Below are 17,407 nucleotides of genomic sequence, written 5' to 3' on the forward strand. Positions count from 1 at the left end.
GACCGCCACACAGGCCGCCTGACGCCTGACCGCGGTCAACCGGGGGAGATCTTCACCGGAACGCCGTTGAGCCGGGCCATTCCGGCGAGAGGTTCGAGATCGGCAGGATCCGGTGAGGCGAGCAGGTTCACGTTCGCTCCCCCTGCCGCGTTGGCCACCTGCCAGCCGCCGTCGTGCCCCCAGCCATGCGGGACCGCGATCGTGCCGGGCGTCATCTCGTCGGTGACCTTCACGGGCAGGACGACCGAGCCGTGCTCCGACGTGACACGGCAAGAGGCGCCGTCCTGAAGCCCGTGCTCCGCAGCGTCCTTGGGATTGATCCGCGCCGAGTGCGCACGCTTGCCGCGCATCAGGCCCGGCGCGTTGTGCATCCAGGAGTTGTGCGAACGCAGCTCGCGCATCCCGATCAGCCGCAGCGGATATCCCTCCGGAGGCGCGGGCGCCGAGGCCAGCCGTTCGATCTCGGCGACGATCTCCGGTGGGGCGACGTGCACCTTCTTATCCTTGTGCAGGATCCGGCGGCGCAGCGTGCCGGTGCGCTGGTGCTCGCCGAGGACGATGCCATGGGGATTGGCACGCAGCTTGCGCAGGCTGAGGCCGCCGCGACGCAGCCCGTACCAGTCGCCGTGCGGGCCGGTGCGCAGCAGCGCGTCCACCATCGTGCGCGGTGAAGGCCGCACACCCATCCGGTACAGCACACGCTGCACGCCGACCGAACCCAGCGGCAGCCTCATCCGGCGCGCGAGCGCGTCGATGATCTCCCACTCCTGCCGGGCCTCGCCGCGCGGCGGCACGACCGCCTCGGTCCATGTGACGTACGGGGTGAGGTGGTTTTGCAGGAAGGGCAGCGGGAGGTCCTCGCGTTCGAGGAACGTGGTGGCGGGCAGCACGTAGTCGGCCTTGCGCCCGGTGTCCGACACGTACAGGTCGATGCAGACCAGCAGGTCGAGCTCGTCCAGCGCCTCACCCAGGGCGGCGCTGCCGGGCACGGAGTTGAGCGGGTTGCCCGCCGACACGATCAGCGCCCGCATCCGCTCGGGACCCGGCGTCCGGATCTCCTCGGCCATCACCCCGGCCGGGAACGTGCCGAGCACGTCCGGGTAGCCGCCCACGCGCGAGCGAGTCGTGCCGTACGTGGCGATCCCCGATCGTTTGGCGATCTCGTCGACCCGGATCGGCGACGACCCGAAGATCGCCCCGCCCACCCGGTCGAGCCCGCCCGCCACCAGGGTCACCACGTCGATGAGAAAGGCCGTGAGCGTCCCATGACGGCCGAGACACGTGCCCGTACGCCCGTACACCACCGGCCGCTCCGAGGCGGCCAGAGCCCGCGCCAGGGCCCGTACGTCCGTCGCCGCCACGCCGCTGCGCACCGCGGTCTCCTCCGGCGGGAAATCCTTCGCCGCCTCACGCAACCGTTCGACACCCCGCGCGCGGCCGCACGCCGCGCGATCCTCCAGCCCCTCCGCGAAGATCACATGCAGCACCGACATCAACAACCAGGCGTCGCCGTCCGGCGCCACCGGCAGGTGCTCGAAGGCCTTGGCCGTCTCCGTCCGCCGCGGATCGACGACGACCACGCGGCCGCCCCGGCGCACGATCGCGGCGAGATCCTCCTTGATCCGCGGCGCCGTCACCAGGCTGCCGTGCGAGACCAGCGGGTTAGCCCCGAGCATCACGAGCAGGTCGGTGCGCTTGAGGTCGGGGATCGGCACCAGCAGGGGCGACCCGTACAGCAGCGCGCTGGCCGCGAAGCGGTTGTTGACGTCCTGCGACCCGGCCGAGTAGAAGTGCCGCGACCCCAGCGCGCCCATGAAGGCGCTCATCCAGAGCGGGTGGCTGTAGGAGAACGAGGCGGGGTTGCCGAAGTACCACCCGATCGCGCCGCCCCCGTGCTCAGCGCGGATCCGGTTGAGCCGCGCCGCGATGCCGGCGAGCGCCTCATCCCAGCTCACCCGCTCGAACTCCCCGTCCGCCCGCCGCCGCATCGGATGCAGGACCCGGTCAGGGTCGTTCTGGATCTCGGTCATCGCGATGCCCTTGGGGCAGGCGAACCCTTTGGACAGGGGATGCTCCCGGTCAGGCCTGAGCCGTATCAGCTCCCCGCCCTCCACGGTCGCCTCAAGCCCGCACAACGGCTCACAGATCCGGCAGTAAGTGAACGCTTGCGCCATGCCCCCGATTGTGCCGTACTCCCCTGGAATCTCAAGTACCACCCCCGCCGACGGGGGTTCAGGCGGCGGCTTGGTGGCAGGGGTCGACTTGGTGACAGGGGTCGTAGGCGTGGGAGACGGTCGTGAGCGCCCAGCGCATGCGGGCCGCGTATGCGTCGGGGTGGTCGCCGGCCTCCTGGGCGACGTACGCGGCGCAGCAGTCGGCGTCGCATACGCGGAGGCGGTCGGCGATGGCCGCGCGCACGCGGGCCTCCGTGGGGCGGTCGGAGGCCTGCAGCCTCGTGGTGAACAGCACCTGTGCCAGGTCCGAAGCGGTCATCGGAGCCATGACGTGCTCCTTCTCGTCCGGCGGTGTGGTCTTCCGCGTTGTCTTCAAACTACGGGCCGCCTCTGACATTTTCCGGGCCTGATCAGGTGGCGGTTCCGGGCCTGATCAGGTGGCGGGTTCCAGGCCTGATCAGGGAGCGGGCGCGCTCGCCGATCACCATCGCTCGCCCCCGCGCGGGTAAACGCTCGGGCCGACATCGACCGTCCACCGCATGTCATACACGCGTTCAATGGACCCCACGAGTAGCGTTCAGCTAGTTTGCCCATTACGCAAGGTCCTTATAAAAAATCGTCTCGCTGGGAGGGACGGCGCAGCGTGATCTCAGCACTGGTCCTCGGCATGTTCGCCGGCCTGTTCGTCATGAGCATGCGGCGGCTGCTCCGGCCTGCCCTCCCTGTGCGTTCCACGGACGCCGGGGGCGGAGAGCCGGGTGATGACGACGGCGGTTATCCCGAATCCATGACGGCCGAGCTCGATCCCGGCGACGAGGAGTATCTCGCGTGGCTGGCCGACAGCCTCTGGCCGGAGGACGAGTATCTCGATCCCGATCATGCCGACGACGAGGAGGGGCCCGGCAGCAGCGTGCACGCGTGAGGCGCTCGGAGGAGTCGGCCACACGCGCCCGTGGCCGACTGCCACATCAGATCAGGGCTACAGATCCGCCGCGATGATCTTTTCGATGTTCCGTTCGGCGAGCGCCGTGATGGTGACGAACGGATTGACGCTGGTGTTGCCGGGGATCAGGGCGCCGTCGATGACGTACAGGCCCGGGTGGCCGTGCAGGCGGCCGTGGTTGTCGGTGGCCTTGTTCAGCACCGCCCCGCCGAGCGGGTGGTACGTGAGGTGGTCACCCCAGATCTTGTAGGTGCCGAAGAGGTCGGTCCGGTAGATCGTCCCCTCCTTGGAATTGATCTTGTCGAAGATCGTCTTGGCCATGTCGATGGCGGGCTGCTTCCAGGCGGCCTGCCAGTTCAGGTCGACCTTGCCCGCCCCGCCGTTCCAGGAGAACTGCCCGCGGTTCGGGTTCTTGGTGATGGACAGGTAGAACGAGGCGTATGTCTCGATGCCGGTGGGCAACGGCGCGACCTCGGCGAACACGCCGCCCGCAGCCCAGTTGTCGATGCCGGAGCACGGGATGGTGGACTGGAGGGCTCCAGTCGGGTCCCACATGTGGTTGGCCCGGCCGCACATGACGTTGCCGTTGTCGCCCCAGCCCTTGCCGACCTCGGCGTTCAGGTTGGGCAGGGCGCCGGTGGCCTTCAGCTTGACCAGCAGCTTGCTCGTGCCGACGCTGCCTGCCGCGAAGAACACGCGGTCCGCGGTGACGGTCTTGGTGGCCGTCACACCACCGCTGGTGTTGAGCTGCTCGATGACGACGGTGTAGCCGCCACCGCTCGCCGGAGAGACCGAAGTGACCCTGTGCAGCGGTGAGATGTTGACCCTCCCGGTGGCCTTCGCCCGGGCCAGGTACGTCTGCTGCAGGGTCTTCTTGCCGTGGTTGTTGCCGTACAGAATCTCGCCGGCCAGCGCCGACCTCGTGGCCGTGCCGGCCGCTTCCCTCTTCATGTAGTCCCAGTCGTACACGTCGGGCACGAAGACGAACGGAAAGCCGGAACGCTGCGCGTGCTTACGCCCGACCCGGGCGAACTGGTAGCAGTCGGTGGTGTCGAACCAGGCCGGGTCGATGGTGCTGACCCCGAGCCCGGTGTTGGCGCGCGGATAGTAGACGTTGTACATCTCGTCGGCGTTCACCGATGGGAGGACGGCGCCGAAGTTCTCGCGCCTGGGGGTGACGGCCATGCCGCCGTTGACGAGCGAGCCGCCGCCGACGCCGCGGCCCTGGTAGACGGTGATGCCGCTGAAGTCCTCGGCATCGAGGATCCCGGTGTACTTCGGGATGTTCCGGTCGATCGGGAAGCCGAGGAAGTTGCTGAGCGGCTGCTTGGTCTTGGTCCGCAGCCAGTAGGACCGGTAGTCGGGGGCGGTCGTGGCACAGAAGATCTTGCCGTCGGAGCCCGGGGTGTCCCAGGCCATACCCATCTCGATCATGTACACGTCCACGCCCGCCTGGGCGAGACGCAGTGCGGCCACCGAGCCGCCGTAACCGGTGCCGATCACGAGCGCCGGGACCTGGGCCCCGTTGCCGATCGGGGCCGCCGCGGCGGCCGGGGTGGCGCGGAGCCCGAGGGCCGTCGCACCGAGGATAGAACCAGTTCCAGCGATGAATCTGCGGCGCGAGAAGGCCGCTGTACCACTACTACACGCGGTACCGTCACCCATGTGATTTACCTCACTTTCACCCGGGTGAAACACGTTCTACATGTTCCAGACCCGCCGGGCCACGGTCTACGCGACGGTAACTTGAGTTCGATCACACCCCCGGGACCACACCCTCACGCTGCGTCCCCTCGCACTGCGCAGCGCAACCACCCCGTGACGTGTTGACAGCGTGAACGCGGCCACGAGAAAGTCCCGGCCGTGGAGATCGCCAACCTGACGCCCGCCGAACGCCGCGTGTGGTGGGCCTTCCCGCGCGGCGAGACGGCCGACTTCAGCCAGCCCGGCGACGAGCACGCCGAACACGGAGGCTCGTGGGGCCCGGAACGGACCGTCCGCGCGGAGGTGCTGAGGACGCTCCTGCTCAGCGGCAAGTCCGCGGATGGCGAGATCGCCGCGCTCCGTGTGACGGGCGCGCGCATCACCGGCACGCTCAACCTGCACAACGCCGACGTCCCCTTCGCGATCCGGTTCCACGAGTGCCACTTCGAGTCCGAGTTGATGGTCTACGGCGCGGAGATCCGCCAGCTCAGCTTGTCGCGTTCCTACTTCCCCGGTCTGGAGGGCACCGCACTCAGCGTGGCCCGCATCGTGCACTTCTCCAACTGCCGCGTGCCTGGCAGCCTGCGCCTCGGCGGCGCCCGGTTCGCAGGCGCGCTGTTCCTCAACGGAGCGCACATCGGCGATGCAGACTCGCCCCAGGACCAGGTACTCCAACTCAACCACGCCACCATCGAGAACGACGTCGTCGCGCCCGGGCTCGTCGTCCACGGGGAGATCCGGCTGAACGGGGCGTCCATCGCGGGCAGCCTCGTCCTTGACGAGGCCGTGCTCCAGCATCCCGGCGCCACCGTTCTCTACGCCAAGACACTCAGTGTCGGCACCGACTTGAGTGCCACGCGGTTGCGCGCGGTCGGCCGGCTCAACCTCCGCGGCCTCCGCGTGGTCGGGCAGATGGACTTCGCGCACGCCAGGCTCGCCAATCCCGGCGACGTGGTGCTGCGAGCCAGCAGCATCGTCGCAGGCGAATTCTGGCTCCGCGAAGCGGCCCCTATCGAAGGCCGTGTGACACTGCGCCGTTCACAGTTTGAGCTTCTGCACATCACGCCGGATGCATGGCCCGACTCCGTGCGCCTGGACGGACTCACCTACGGGACGCTCGACCCACATCTGCCCGCAGAAGAACGCCTGCAGCTCCTGGAACGTGAAGAGGATGGCTACGTCCCGCACAGCTACGAGCAGCTCGCCCTCTCGTACCGCCGCATCGGCGACGACGACGCGGCCCGCACCGTACAGCTCGCCAAACAGCGCCGCCGCAGGGGCACGCTGCGATGGCCGCTCAAGCTCTGGGGCTACCTGCAGGACGTCACAGTCGGCTACGGCTACCGCCCCATGCGCGCCGCCGCCTGGCTCCTCACCCTGATGCTCATCGGCTCCGTCGCCTACGGTCTCCACCACCCCAAACCCCTCAAGCCCGGCGAGGCCCCCGACTTCAACCCGGTCTTCTACACCCTCGACCTGCTCCTGCCGATCATCGACTTCGGCCAGGAGAAGGCGTTCAAACCCCACGGCGCCTACCAGTGGCTGTCGTACACCCTCATCATCACCGGCTGGATCCTCGCCACCACCATCGCCGCCGGTATCACCCGCGCCCTCAGCCGCCAGTAGATCTATCCTTGACCGCGTGGATTGGGTGGAGCGGGTACTCGGCATCCGCCAGTACGCGCGCCGCGGCGAACGCGCCCCGCACAAGCCGCTCCTCTTGCTGCACGCCCTTGGACGCTTCCAGCGTGAAGGCTCGCGGCCCATCCCGTTCTCGGCCGCCGAGGACGCCCTCAACCGCCTCCTCCGCGAGTTCGGGCCGCCGCGCAAGACGAATCCGGGTTATCCGTTCCACCATCTAGCCAACGATGACCTGCTCTGGGTCGTCGAGACGGCGGACGGGCCGGGTAGCCCTGGCCCGGAGCTGAGCAGGCTGCGTGCACCGGGCGTTCACGGGCGCCTGCATCCCGAACTCGCGGCTGCGCTCACGGCCGAGCCGGCACTCCTCTCACAGCTCGCCCGCGCGATCCTCGAGGCGAATTTCGAGCCCTCGCTGCACGACGACATCTGCCAGGAGACCGGCCTCGACCTTGACGAGCTGCCCGCGCCCGCCGTCCGGATATTGCCGAGACGCGACCCGGCCTTCCGCGTCCAGGTCCTGGAGGCGTACGAATTCTGCTGCGCGTTCTGCGGCTACGACGGATGGCTGGACGGGACGGCCGTGGGCCTGGACGCCGCACATCTGCGGTGGCACGCGTTCGGCGGCCCCGACGACCTGGTCAACGGCCTCTGCCTCTGCGCGCTCCACCACCGGCTGCTGGACCGCGGCGTGCTGGGCGTGACACGGGAGCACACGATCGCTGTATCGCGCAAGTTCGTCGGCCGGGCGGCGGCCACCACGACTCTTGTCCACGGCCTCTCCGGACGGCCCGTCCGCGAGCCGCAGACCGGCCTTCCCGCGCCCGAGGCCGATCACATCGACTGGCACACCAGCCAGGTCTTTCGGTTGCCCGCGCGCACCCGCAGCGTGATCGGTTTCAGGCCTTGACGCGGGGGTCTGCTGAATCCAGGGCGGGCAGGTAGCCGAGCAGGTGCCCGCGGGCCGTCGGGTGGTACGAGTCGGCAAGCGGGATGGTGACCGCTTGCAGCCAGCGGTGGCCCGAACAGAGCTCGTGGCCCGCGAACTCGTCCCGTACGTCCGAGAAGACAAATCGGGCCCGGGAAGCGGCGGCGGCCACGGTGGTGACGAGCGAGTCGGCGCCGCGGTTCAGCGCGGTCCGCTTGCTTCTGGACATCCCCGCACAGTTGTCGACGATTTTGTAGAGCCGTGGATAGCCGAGCACAACGACCCGCGCCTTAGGCGCTTTGCCGCGGATCGCCCGGTAAAGGGTGTCGAGCCGATCCGGCAGAGTGGTCTCCATGTATTCCTCTGCAGCCGACACCGCCTTCGCACAATCGCTCTCAGATCGCAGGACACACGCCTCCATCACCCGCCCGAACCCCGCGTCGTTGCCACCTGCCGTCACGGTGACGAGCGTCGTGGCGGCGCTCAACGCGCCGAGCTGGTTCGCGAGCACTCCCGTCGTCCTGGCGCCCGAACACGCCATGAATTTGAAGGACGCCACGGTCTGCCGGGCCGTCCACAGCTGCGGATAGGCGTTCGCGCTCCGCTTGCACGCGCCCGCTTCATAGGCGCCCGCGCCCGTGCCCGACGCGTACGAGTCGCCGAGTGCGACATAGTGGACTTCGGCGACCGCCTTGTTGTCGGCGCAGGCGACAGGACCAGAAAGAAAAGCGACCGCCGCGACGGCAGCCGAACAGAGCCGGGGAACGCGCACAGGTACTCCGCGGGAGACGGAAAGAATTGTGTCGCCCCACTTATACCCGCAACCCCAATGCGGGAAGCCTCCAATGGCAGGGATAAATTGCCCCTTTTCACCTTCTACTGATCATCTTTTTAAGGGCGAAGATCCCCGGACAGACGATTGGGGACTGGACGGACATGGACGCGCGGCGTTCGCTGGCGTATGTCTGGGGCTCGCGACTTCGGGGAGGTGGCCGTGCGACAACGGACAGGCTCCAACAGGTCATGGCCGGCCGGCACGTTCCTCAGCCGGCTCAGCGAGCAGAGCCGGGCCAAGCTGCTCGGCCTGGGGCAGTTCCACCCCGTCCCGCCGCAGCGGGAGTTGGTGCGGCAGGGCGAGCCCGGCGGATCGGTCTGGCTGCTGATCGACGCGCTGGTCAAGGTGAGCGCCCGGGTGGAGAACGGGACAGAGGCCCTGCTCGCGTTGCGGGTGAGCGGTGATCTCATCGGGGAGATGGCCGTCCTCGGCGAGCCGGTGCGTTCCGCGACCGTGACCACCTGCGGCCGCGCGGTCGTGAGCCAGATCAAGGGCGGCGTCTTCGTCGACTTCCTCCAGCAGGATCCGGCTGTCGCGCTGACGCTCAACCAGATGACGATCGAACGGCTGCGATGGTCGAACCAACGGCGCCTGGACTTCGCCGGATACGAGACCAGCCGGTGCCTGGCCCGGGTGATGCTGGCCCTGGCCGGACGGCACGGCCAGCCGCGCCCGGACGGGATCGACCTCGGCATCCCACTGACCCAAGCCGAACTGGGCGGGCTGGTCGGCGCCAAGGAGGCGACCGTGCAGAAGGCCCTCCGCGTGCTCACCTCCATGGGCCTGGTCACAACCCCGGGACGGCGACGGGTGGTCATCACCGACGTCGAGGGACTCCGGACGTTCGCCGACCTGTCCCGCTTTGGACAAGTTACGGCGAACCCGGATTAATCCGGCTACGGCCCTCCGGTCGTCACCGACGCTGTGCGTCAGGCAGCGCCGATCACCTGGAGGGAAGATGCACGACCACCCCGTTCCCGAGTACCGCGTCCTGTTCACGGTCGACATCGAGGACTACAGCAGCCGTAACGACGCCGAGCAGCGGACGTTGCAGAGCGCGCTGAGCCAGATGCTCGACGACGCGGCGGACGCGGCCGAGCTGGACCGGCAGGCGTGGGAACGGCAGCACGGCGGCGACGGCGTCTACGCGATCCTGCCGGCCGGAACGAACGTGACGCCGCTGATGGACACCTTCGTCCGCGAGCTGGACGCCGCGCTCGGCTCGTACAACCGGCGCCGTCACGAAACGACATGGAGCCGCCTGCGCCTGCGGATGGCCGTCCACATCGGCCCGGTCCATCTGAACGGTGCGATGGGCTGGCCGGGGCAGCACGCGGTCCAGCCCGCACGGCTGCGGGACTCCGAGCCGCTGCGCGCCGCGATGGGTGCGCTCTCCGAGGCCGACCTCGGTGTGATCGTGTCGTCGGAGATCTACCGCGACTACATCACCCAGGGTCCCGGCGAGCCACGGCCCACGCTCTTCCGGCCGGTGCGGGTGGAGATGAAGAGACAGTCGTACGTCGCCTACCTCTACGTGCCCCGCTTCAACCTGCACATCGTCGAGGCCCTCGCGGCGTACTCCCCGTCCAGCGGAACCGAAGGCGGCGACCCGCCGCCCGCCGACAAGCCGCCCGGATCAACACTCCCGTTCCCCGGCAGCGGCGGTGGAGGCGACAGCAACGCCGGGGCCATGGGCGGGGGCGGACACACGAACATCGCGTACGGCGCGGGCGACGCGTTCACCGGCGACAAGGTCGGCGGCAACAAGAACACCTACCACGGGGACCACCACGATGGCTGATGACGAGAAGACCCCAGAGGCGCCTCCGGACCCTCCAGAGGAGCCGACGCCAGAGAAAGACGCCGAGGACGAGCCTGAGGAACGAAAGCCGCAGGACAAACCATCAAAAGAGAACCCGTCAGGCGATGACGACGACCCGCTGCGCGGGCCTCCGGAGGCGAAGCTGAGCGCAGCGGAACAGCGGCGGATCTCCGAAGAACTGCGCGAGCTCCGTGCGGCCTTCATCGCCGAGGCGGGGATGCGGAACGTGGCCTACGGGCCCGGAGACGCGTTCGGCGGCGACAATGTCGAAGGCGACAAGCACGTCCACTGGTCCAGGGATCAACAGGATCCCTGGCGTATCGGTCCCATCGCCACCGAACGCTGGCGTGACATCCGGGCGCGGTTCGCCGGCACTCCCGCCAAGGAATCCCTGGTCCGCCTTCTCGACGAAGAGGTCGTCGCCGTACTCCAGGGGCCGTCCGGCAGCGGGCGCACGACCACAGCGCTGGCCGCGCTGGCCCACCGCCAGCACGAGCTCGGGGGCATCCGGGCCAAGAAGCCACCGGCCCTGCTCGAGAAGGGCAAGCTCAGATCAGGGCACGGCTACCTCTACGACGCGACCGGCGCCGCGTGGGCGAAACGCCTCACCGAGGCGGACATCCTCGGCTGCCGTGACGTCCTCGTAGCGCTGGGCGCGCGCCTGGTGATCCTCGTCGGCATGGACTCCGACACCACCGCCGTGCCCGGCCTGGTCACCGAACACCGGCAGCCTGATCCCCTGGACGTGCTGGAGCGCCAGCTCTCCGACCGGCTTCCCGCTGGCGAGTACGACATCCAGGCGATCGTCGCGCAGGTCCCAGAGCGGCCCGCCACTCCGGGAGACGCCCTCCGGCTAGCCATCGCGCTCGTCCGTGACCTGCCGACCGGCCAGGATGTCGCGGAGATCTGCAACACGATGCTCGGCCGTCCCATGCGTCGCCAGGCCCGGGATGTATTGCGCCAGCAGGCGGACGAGCGGGATCTCGGCCGCCGGGCGTTCGTCATCGCCGGAGCCGTGCTGGACGGCCTGCCGACCGTGCAGGTCTGCCGGGCAGCGTATGACCTGGCCAAGCTCCTCTTCAAAGTGGAGAAGCAGGGTAAGCGGGCGCGCCTCGGTCTCCTTCCCTTCGCCGACATGCTCGACGACTGGCTCGGACACGCGGGCGAAGAGCAGACGTACGTCGTCCAAGAGGTCGACCGCACGCTGTCTTTCCGCTCAGGCTTCGCTCCGGCCGTCCTGGACGCGGTCTGGCTCGACTACGTCGTGGCGCACAAGGCACTGCTCGACTGGCTCTCGGGGCTTGCCGAAGCCGGGTCTCCCCGGGCGCGGCTCAAGGTGGCACAGGCGATCGCCCGGTTCGCGACGTACGACTTCGAGTTCATCAAGGAGCACTGCATCACCCGCTGGTCCCGTAGCAAGTCCCAGGCGCTCCACATGGCTGCGGCCTGGGCACTCGAAGCGATCGTCGCCGAGACCCCGAGCAGGCACGCCGAGGTGGTGCGCCTGGCACGGGAGTGGGCGCGCGAGGGCGGCCTCAGGCAACGGTCGACCGCCGTCCGCCTCTTCGGCACGCTCCTGGGCGCAGAAGCGGCGGACGTCGCCATGCGGACTCTGCACACCATCGCCTGGCACCATCCCGTCTTCCTCAACTACGCGATCCGGAGCACCGTGGTCGAGCTCTTCACCGGTGACTCGCCCGAGGTCGTCCTCAAGGGACTGCTGGGCTGGACACGGGCTCCCAGCCCGAACATGCGGCGCCTGGTGACCGACTGCCTGACGGAGATCGCCCGTCTGCCGTACGGCAGGCGCCCACCGCTCCTGACGCAGTATGACCAGGACCCGGCCACGGTCGGTGACCTCTGGGTGCGCGTGCTGACCTCACGCACGTGCGATCAGGGTCCCTGGAACGCCCTTCGCGAGTGGGCAAAGGACGAGGTCGATTTCACGGACCTGCGCACCTGCCTCTACGCCGAACCCGAACTGAGACCGCGCCTGCGGTTCTACCAGCTGACTCCCCCAGCCGCTTCGAAGGAGTCGACGGCATGAGCACATTGAAGACCACCTGTACCCATCATGGGCCGATAGCCCAGAGGGTCCAGATGCATCCAACGCCCGCTGCCAGGGTATGGCGGTGGTTTCGCCGGACCGGCGACGAGCGCCGCCCCGTGCACTGGCCGGACAGCTTCGAGTTCAAGGTGCCGGCCAAGGGCGACGGCTACGAATTCGTTCTCAGCGTCCACTTCACCTGGTGCGTCACCGGCCACGCGTTTGGCGAGGTCCTTGTCTCCAGAGCGCAGGACAACCGCACCGCCTTGCTGGAGCGCGTCGTCGCCCGCGTTCGCGACGTGTCCCGTCTCGTTCCGCCTTACGACGCGGGTGCGGCCGAGACTCGCATCCACCAGACCATCGCCACCCTCTTCAATACCACCCAGCTCGTCTTCGTCGCCGGGACCGAGGCCGGGGCGCCGACCGACGGTGACGCGCGGCCCATCGACCCCCGGACGGTGCTGCGCCTCGACAAACCGGTGCGCAAGGCGCAACAGGAGGCATGGACGCAGCGGCAGCGGGCGGTCAACACGCATGATCTCTCCCAGCTTCTCGCGGGCCAGTTCAGCGAACGCCGCGAACTCTGGCAGCGGTTCCTGGAGAGCGGGCAAGGTGACTGGCTGACTCCCTACGCGGTGGCGCTCGCCACCGATCCCAATTCGGTGGCCCAGATCGTCGAGCGGATGACCGAGGACCGTAGGGAGCACGCCAAGGAGCTCGCCGACCATGTGGTGGATCAGGTGCAGGCGTACGAGGACAGGGACGCCTTTGACCTGATGATGCAGAACGACCGGGTGCTGCGGCATCTGATGGAGCTCATGGGCGTGCCCGGGCTGCCTCCGCCCAATCCCTCCCCCTTTGACGAGGCTGGTGGCGGAGGAGGGTGAGCATCTGGGTGATCTGGGCTGCGCGGGAGCGGGCTACGCGGTCGGCCAGGTTCTTGGCTTCCGGGTTGGTGCCGGCGGCGATCTCGCGGCGGGCCATCTGGAGGGCGTCGTCCTGGTGGGCGATCAGCATGTTGAGGAAGTCGCGTTCGAACGGGGTGCCGGTGGTCGTGCCGAGGCGTTCGATGGCGGCCTCGCTGGTCATGGACATGCCGCCGTGCGCGGTGTGGGAGCCCGCCGGGGCGGTGGGCGGCCGCCGCCACGAGCGCAGCCAGCCGGCCATCGATTTGATCTCGCTGATCTGGGTCGTCTCGATCGCGGCGGCGAGCGTGCGGACGTCGGGGCGGGCGGCACGGTCACGGGCGAGCCGGGCGATGCGGACGCCCTGTCCGTGGTGCGGCACCATCATCTGCAGGAACATCACGTCGGCCGAGTTGAACGTGCTCGGCGGGGTGTGGTCGCCGCAGCTGTTGAGCAGGAGGGCGCCCGGGGGCAGGGCCAGTGCGACGCAGATCGCGATTCTTTTGAGGCCTCGTTTCATCTGAGTCCTTGGTGAGTCGCCCCGGCGCCGGGCCCGCACGGGGCGGTCGGCAGGCCCGGCACCGGAGCGGGGTTCAAGCTGCCTGCCAGAGGGCGGGGGTGTTCGGCGGCTCCCAGCCTGAGAGCGCCGTGTGCGGTTGCAGGCAGCGGTAGGTGGTGCCCTGGTAGATGACCTGGTCGCCGGCCTTGTAGGCGGCACTGGCGGTCCAGGTGCCGCTGGGCGGTGGTGTTGCCGGTGGCGGGGTGGCCGGCGGTGGGGTGGCGGGCGGCTGGGTGGGCTCGTTGCCGCCGCCGAAGTCGACGTCGGAGCAGGTGTAGAACGCCTCGTTGCTGCCCACCACGCGCTGCCAGATCGAGTAGATCAGGTGGCGGCCGGTACGGCTCGGGATGTTGATCGTCCAGTTGGTGAACGTGGTGGGGTTCTGGTTGTTGAACGTCTGGATGTGCACCAGGTCCGACCAGCGGAGCGGCTGCGACGGGCTCCAGCCTGCACGGGTGATGTAGAACTCGAAGTTGCTGTTCGCGTGCGGGGCGCTCGCGTGGTAGGTCAGCCTGAGCGGCCCCGCGGAGATGCGCTTGGCGGGCCAGTCGGTGCGGACGAGGTCGAGGCCCCGGTACTTCTCCCGGCCGGCGCTGCACAGCTTTCCGTCCGGGATGAGCTGCCGGTGCCGGCCGCCGGCTTCGAGGAGGGAGACCTCGTTCCAGTCGTAGAACGCCTGGGTGCCGCCGGCGGCGACGGCGGCCTTGCACGCGTTGGACTTGGGGTTCTCAGGGCCTTCCTGCTTGCAGACGTACACCCGGCTGGGCGGGTCGGACATGGTGCCGTGGGCGCTGGCCGGGGCCGCGGGGAGCACGACGGCGACGATGGTCGAGACGGGCAGGGTGGCGGTTACCAGCGCGACCTTGGATCTGGTTCGCATGAGGCCTCCTGTCTGGAGCGGGGAGCGGATTTTCAGGGGAGGGCGCGATGTCACGGGAGGGCGTTGAGGAAGGGTTCGTGGTTGTTCATGAACTCCCAGTTGAAGTAGCGGTCCCAGTTGATCGACCACGTCATCAGCCCGCGCAGCGCCGGTGACGTGCCGCCGCGCAGGGTGTAGCCGCCACAGTTCTGGCCCTTGACAAGGCAGTTGAGCGCCTGGTGGACCTGGGCGGGCGGGGTGTGCCCGTTGCCCGCGCTGGTCGCGGCGGGCAGGCCGAAGGCGATCTGGTCGGCGCGCAGGCCGGGGAACGTGTGCCCGGTGTTCGCCACCGGGAAGCCGGCCTTGACCATGTCGGTCATCGCGATGTGGAAGTCGGCCCCGCCCATCGTGTGCCACTGCTCGTCCAGGCCGGTGACGGGACCGGAGTTGTAGTCCTGGACGTGCAGCACGGTGAGCGCGTCGCGCAGCGCATGGATCACCGGCAGGTACGAGCCCGTGCGGTTGTCGCCGCCGCCCGCGCCGCCATAGAACTTGTAGCCGACCTGGACGAAGAACGTCTCCGGCGCCATCGTCAGGACGAACCTCGCCCCGTACCGAGCCTTGAGCGTCCGCAGCGCCGAGATGAGATTGACGATCACCGGGGTGGTGGGGTTGCGGAAGTCGGTGTCGCCGGCGTCGAGGTAGAGCGAGTGGCCCTCGAAGTCGATGTCGAGGCCGTCCAGCCCGTACCGGTCGATGATCTGACCGACCGACCGCACGAAGGCGTCACGCGCGGCTGTGGTCGTCAGCTGAACCTGGCCGTTCTGGCCGCCGATGGAGATGAGGACCTTCTTGCCTTGCGCCTGCTTGGCACGGATGGCGGCGATGAAGTCGGCCTCGCTCTCCACGTTCGGGCACTCGCTCGCTGCGCAGCGGTTGAAGCGGATGTCGCCGGACGTCACGGAGGTGGGCTCGCCAAAGGAGAGATTGATGATGTCCCAGGCCGACGGGATATCGGCCATGCGGACGTAGCCCGAGCCATTGGCAAAGCTGGCGTGCATGTAACCGATGAGGGCGTGCTTAGGCAGGCCTGTGTTGGTGCAGCCGGTGGTGGTGCCGCTCACGGGAGCGGTCTTGGCCGACTCACCGACGCTGTTGTACGCGGCGACGGTGTATGAGTGGCTGCTGCACGCCTGGAGCTCGGAGATCGTGGCGTTGAGGCTCGCCGTGGTTGCGACGGCCGTGTTCCCCTCGTACACCCGGTAGCCCGTGACCGTTCCGGAGGAGGCGGGCCAGGAGAGCGCGATCGAGGAGTTGGTGACCGCGCCGAGGCTGGGCGCCCCGGGTTGGCCAGGGACTCCGGGTTGAGGGTCGCCTCCACCCGGGCCGTCCAGTTCGATGTCGTCGGCGTTGTACGTCCCGGATCCGTACCACCCGTGCAGGAAGATCTGAGCCGAGGTTTGGCTGGAGCCGGTGGTGAACGACAGCGAGAGCCGGGTGTAGGAGGTGGCCGACGGCGTCCAGGTCGATGTGCCGCCGTTCACGCCTAGGTAGACATAGTTGCCGCGTACCCAGGCCGAGAGTGTGTAGGCGGTGCTGGGTTTTACCGCGACGGTCTGTGTGCATCGGGCGTTGTCGGCTGACGTGGCGGCGCCCGCCAGTGCGTGCGAGCCAGAGTGAACGGGGGCTGTGACCACCGATCCGGTGCCGCCCGAGCATGCCCACCCCGACAGCGAGCCGCTCTCGAAGCCGGAGTTGGTGAGGATGTTGGCCGCGTACGCGGGTGTCACGCGCGCCGCGCCGACCAGGGCTGTCACCGTCAGGGCGACGGCGACCACGAGGGCGAGGAGAGGTCGTGTCCCTTTCATGGCGTTCCTCGCCTTAGGGGAGGGTGTCGAGGAACGGGCCGACAGTGCGGGCGAAGCCGCCGCCGTTGGCGACATCCCAGTTGACTGACCACGTCATCGCGCCGCGGATGTCCGGATACGTCCGTGGCGGCTTGAACGTTCCACAGTTGGTGCCGCGTGCGAGGCAGTTGAGGGCGTTGTTGACGACCGACGGTGCGACGACGCCGCCGCCCGCGGCGCCCGGGCCTGCGGGGAGCCCCAGGGAGACCTGGTCCGGACGCAGCCCGTTCTCCAGTTGGATGCACGCCAGCGCCGTGAGGAAGTTGATCGTCCCCTGGCCGTGCACCTGCTGGTCGCAGCCGAGCATCGAGCCCGAGTTGTAGTACTGCATGTGGACGACGGTGAGGATGTCCTTGATGTTCAGGGCGAGCTGGAAGTACGAGCCGCTTGTGGACTGCATGTCGATGGTCTGCGGCGCCATCGTGATGATCAGCCCCGCGCCGGCCTTGGCGCGCAGTTCACGCAGCGCCTGGGCCATGTAGGTCGGGTTGAGCCCGTTCTCCAGGTCGATGTCGACGCCGTCGAAGCCATGGCTCTGCATCAGCCCGTACACGCTGTTCGCGAACGCCGTCGCGGCGGCCGGGCTGCTTACCTGGATCGCCCCGCGCTCCCCGCCGACCGAGAGGATGACCTTCGTGCCGCGGCTGTGGAGCGTCTGGACGTCGGCCTTGAACTGCGCGTCCGTGTAATCGCCGAGCGCGCTCGACAGGCCGGGATCGACACCGAAGACGACCTGGCCGGGCGTCGTGGTCGCCTCGCCGAACGCGATCGCCACGAGGTCGTACTCGGCGCTGGTGTCCGCGAGCCGCAGCTCGGTCGCCGCGTTGACGAAGTTGTGCCAGTAGCCGGTCAGGAAGTGCTTGGGCAGCGGGGCGGCGGCCGTGGCGCCACCGACGGTCCCGGCGGCCGTGGCGCTACCGACGGTCGCGGCGCCACCGACGGTCCCGGCGGTCCCGGCGGCCGTGGCGGTCACGGCGCCGTAGGACCCGGGCACGGACAGGGAGAGCAGGAGGAGGGGGACGGCGAGGAGAGAAAGGCGGGAGAGGAGGCGGCGCAAGATCGCTCCAAGGGCCAGGTGGATGGAAC

15 protein-coding genes are annotated in these 17,407 nt (G+C 68.8%); 7 read left to right on the forward strand and 8 right to left on the reverse strand.

Annotated features, from left to right (window positions below; all coding sequences use genetic code 11):
• Positions 1–35: 35 nt before the first annotated feature.
• A complete protein-coding gene (locus ACH34W_RS10555; RefSeq protein WP_395960584.1) occupies positions 36–2,174 on the reverse strand; it encodes a molybdopterin-dependent oxidoreductase in 2,139 nt (712 codons plus the stop codon).
• Positions 2,175–2,232: 58 nt separating this feature from the next.
• Positions 2,233–2,502, reverse strand: a complete 270-nt coding sequence (locus ACH34W_RS10560) for a hypothetical protein (RefSeq protein WP_395960585.1) — start codon at positions 2,500–2,502, stop codon at positions 2,233–2,235.
• 315 nt (positions 2,503–2,817) lie between these two features.
• On the opposite strand from ACH34W_RS10560, the gene ACH34W_RS10565 reads away from it, so the two are divergent.
• Positions 2,818–3,096, forward strand: coding sequence for a hypothetical protein (locus ACH34W_RS10565; protein WP_395960586.1), 279 nt, complete (start codon positions 2,818–2,820; stop codon positions 3,094–3,096).
• Between the two features lie 57 nt (positions 3,097–3,153).
• On the opposite strand, the gene ACH34W_RS10570 is transcribed toward ACH34W_RS10565, so the two are convergent.
• Complete coding sequence (locus ACH34W_RS10570) at positions 3,154–4,782, reverse strand: GMC oxidoreductase (protein ID WP_395960587.1); 1,629 nt, start codon at positions 4,780–4,782, stop codon at positions 3,154–3,156.
• 198 nt (positions 4,783–4,980) lie between these two features.
• On the opposite strand from ACH34W_RS10570, the gene ACH34W_RS10575 reads away from it, so the two are divergent.
• Together ACH34W_RS10575 and ACH34W_RS10580 are read left to right on the forward strand one after the other, a co-directional pair.
• Positions 4,981–6,447 (forward strand): pentapeptide repeat-containing protein, encoded by a 1,467-nt coding sequence (locus ACH34W_RS10575; protein WP_395960588.1) that lies wholly within the window; start codon positions 4,981–4,983, stop codon positions 6,445–6,447.
• Between the two features lie 16 nt (positions 6,448–6,463).
• A complete protein-coding gene (locus tag ACH34W_RS10580; protein WP_395960589.1) occupies positions 6,464–7,369 on the forward strand; it encodes a phosphorothioated DNA-binding restriction endonuclease in 906 nt (301 codons plus the stop codon).
• Here ACH34W_RS10580 and ACH34W_RS10585 read toward each other — a convergent pair.
• A complete protein-coding gene (locus tag ACH34W_RS10585) occupies positions 7,359–8,159 on the reverse strand; it encodes an SGNH/GDSL hydrolase family protein (protein WP_395960590.1) in 801 nt (266 codons plus the stop codon). The two genes, ACH34W_RS10580 and ACH34W_RS10585, sit on opposite strands and share 11 nt — an antisense overlap.
• Before the next feature lie 222 nt (positions 8,160–8,381).
• On the opposite strand from ACH34W_RS10585, the gene ACH34W_RS10590 reads away from it, so the two are divergent.
• From ACH34W_RS10590 to ACH34W_RS10605, 4 genes are all read left to right on the forward strand, one after another.
• Complete coding sequence (locus ACH34W_RS10590) at positions 8,382–9,113, forward strand: Crp/Fnr family transcriptional regulator (protein ID WP_395960591.1); 732 nt, start codon at positions 8,382–8,384, stop codon at positions 9,111–9,113.
• 67 nt (positions 9,114–9,180) lie between these two features.
• Complete coding sequence (locus ACH34W_RS10595) at positions 9,181–10,023, forward strand: hypothetical protein (protein ID WP_395960592.1); 843 nt, start codon at positions 9,181–9,183, stop codon at positions 10,021–10,023.
• Positions 10,016–12,091 carry a hypothetical protein gene (locus ACH34W_RS10600; RefSeq protein ID WP_395960593.1) on the forward strand — a complete coding sequence of 692 codons (2,076 nt, stop codon included), beginning with the start codon at positions 10,016–10,018 and terminating at the stop codon, positions 12,089–12,091. The genes ACH34W_RS10595 and ACH34W_RS10600 overlap by 8 nt, the downstream gene beginning before the upstream one ends.
• Positions 12,088–12,978: a hypothetical protein gene (locus tag ACH34W_RS10605; protein WP_395960594.1), complete on the forward strand. Its 891-nt coding sequence runs from the start codon at positions 12,088–12,090 to the stop codon at positions 12,976–12,978. Before ACH34W_RS10600 ends, ACH34W_RS10605 begins: the two co-directional genes overlap by 4 nt.
• On the opposite strand, the gene ACH34W_RS10610 is transcribed toward ACH34W_RS10605, so the two are convergent.
• From ACH34W_RS10610 to ACH34W_RS10625, 4 genes are all read right to left on the reverse strand, one after another.
• Positions 12,908–13,516 carry a DUF305 domain-containing protein gene (locus tag ACH34W_RS10610; protein WP_395960595.1) on the reverse strand — a complete coding sequence of 203 codons (609 nt, stop codon included), beginning with the start codon at positions 13,514–13,516 and terminating at the stop codon, positions 12,908–12,910. The genes ACH34W_RS10605 and ACH34W_RS10610 overlap by 71 nt on opposite strands.
• Positions 13,517–13,589: 73 nt before the next feature.
• Positions 13,590–14,435 carry a lytic polysaccharide monooxygenase gene (locus tag ACH34W_RS10615; RefSeq protein WP_395960596.1) on the reverse strand — a complete coding sequence of 282 codons (846 nt, stop codon included), beginning with the start codon at positions 14,433–14,435 and terminating at the stop codon, positions 13,590–13,592.
• A gap of 50 nt (positions 14,436–14,485) precedes the next feature.
• Positions 14,486–16,282, reverse strand: a complete 1,797-nt coding sequence (locus ACH34W_RS10620) for a chitinase (protein WP_395960597.1) — start codon at positions 16,280–16,282, stop codon at positions 14,486–14,488.
• A gap of 13 nt (positions 16,283–16,295) precedes the next feature.
• On the reverse strand, positions 16,296–17,378 hold the full coding sequence (locus ACH34W_RS10625) for a chitinase (RefSeq protein ID WP_395960598.1): 1,083 nt from the start codon (positions 17,376–17,378) through the stop codon (positions 16,296–16,298).
• Positions 17,379–17,407 lie beyond the last annotated feature (29 nt).

The organism is Actinomadura sp. 6N118 (genome assembly GCF_044326415.1).
In the GTDB taxonomy this organism is placed as follows: domain Bacteria; phylum Actinomycetota; class Actinomycetes; order Streptosporangiales; family Streptosporangiaceae; genus Spirillospora.

Excerpts from the sequence above, each read along its gene's own strand:
- ACH34W_RS10620 (WP_395960597.1), bottom strand. The coding sequence starts at position 16,282 with ATGAAAGGGACACGACCTCTCCTCGCCCTCGTGGTCGCCGTCGCCCTG.
- ACH34W_RS10610 (WP_395960595.1), bottom strand. The coding sequence starts at position 13,516 with ATGAAACGAGGCCTCAAAAGAATCGCGATCTGCGTCGCACTGGCCCTG.
- ACH34W_RS10555 (WP_395960584.1), bottom strand. The coding sequence starts at position 2,174 with ATGGCGCAAGCGTTCACTTACTGCCGGATCTGTGAGCCGTTGTGCGGG.
- ACH34W_RS10595 (WP_395960592.1), top strand. The coding sequence starts at position 9,181 with ATGCACGACCACCCCGTTCCCGAGTACCGCGTCCTGTTCACGGTCGAC.
- ACH34W_RS10600 (WP_395960593.1), top strand. The coding sequence starts at position 10,016 with ATGGCTGATGACGAGAAGACCCCAGAGGCGCCTCCGGACCCTCCAGAG.
- ACH34W_RS10570 (WP_395960587.1), bottom strand. The coding sequence starts at position 4,782 with ATGGGTGACGGTACCGCGTGTAGTAGTGGTACAGCGGCCTTCTCGCGC.
- ACH34W_RS10605 (WP_395960594.1), top strand. The coding sequence starts at position 12,088 with ATGAGCACATTGAAGACCACCTGTACCCATCATGGGCCGATAGCCCAG.
- ACH34W_RS10615 (WP_395960596.1), bottom strand. The coding sequence starts at position 14,435 with ATGCGAACCAGATCCAAGGTCGCGCTGGTAACCGCCACCCTGCCCGTC.
- ACH34W_RS10560 (WP_395960585.1), bottom strand. The coding sequence starts at position 2,502 with ATGGCTCCGATGACCGCTTCGGACCTGGCACAGGTGCTGTTCACCACG.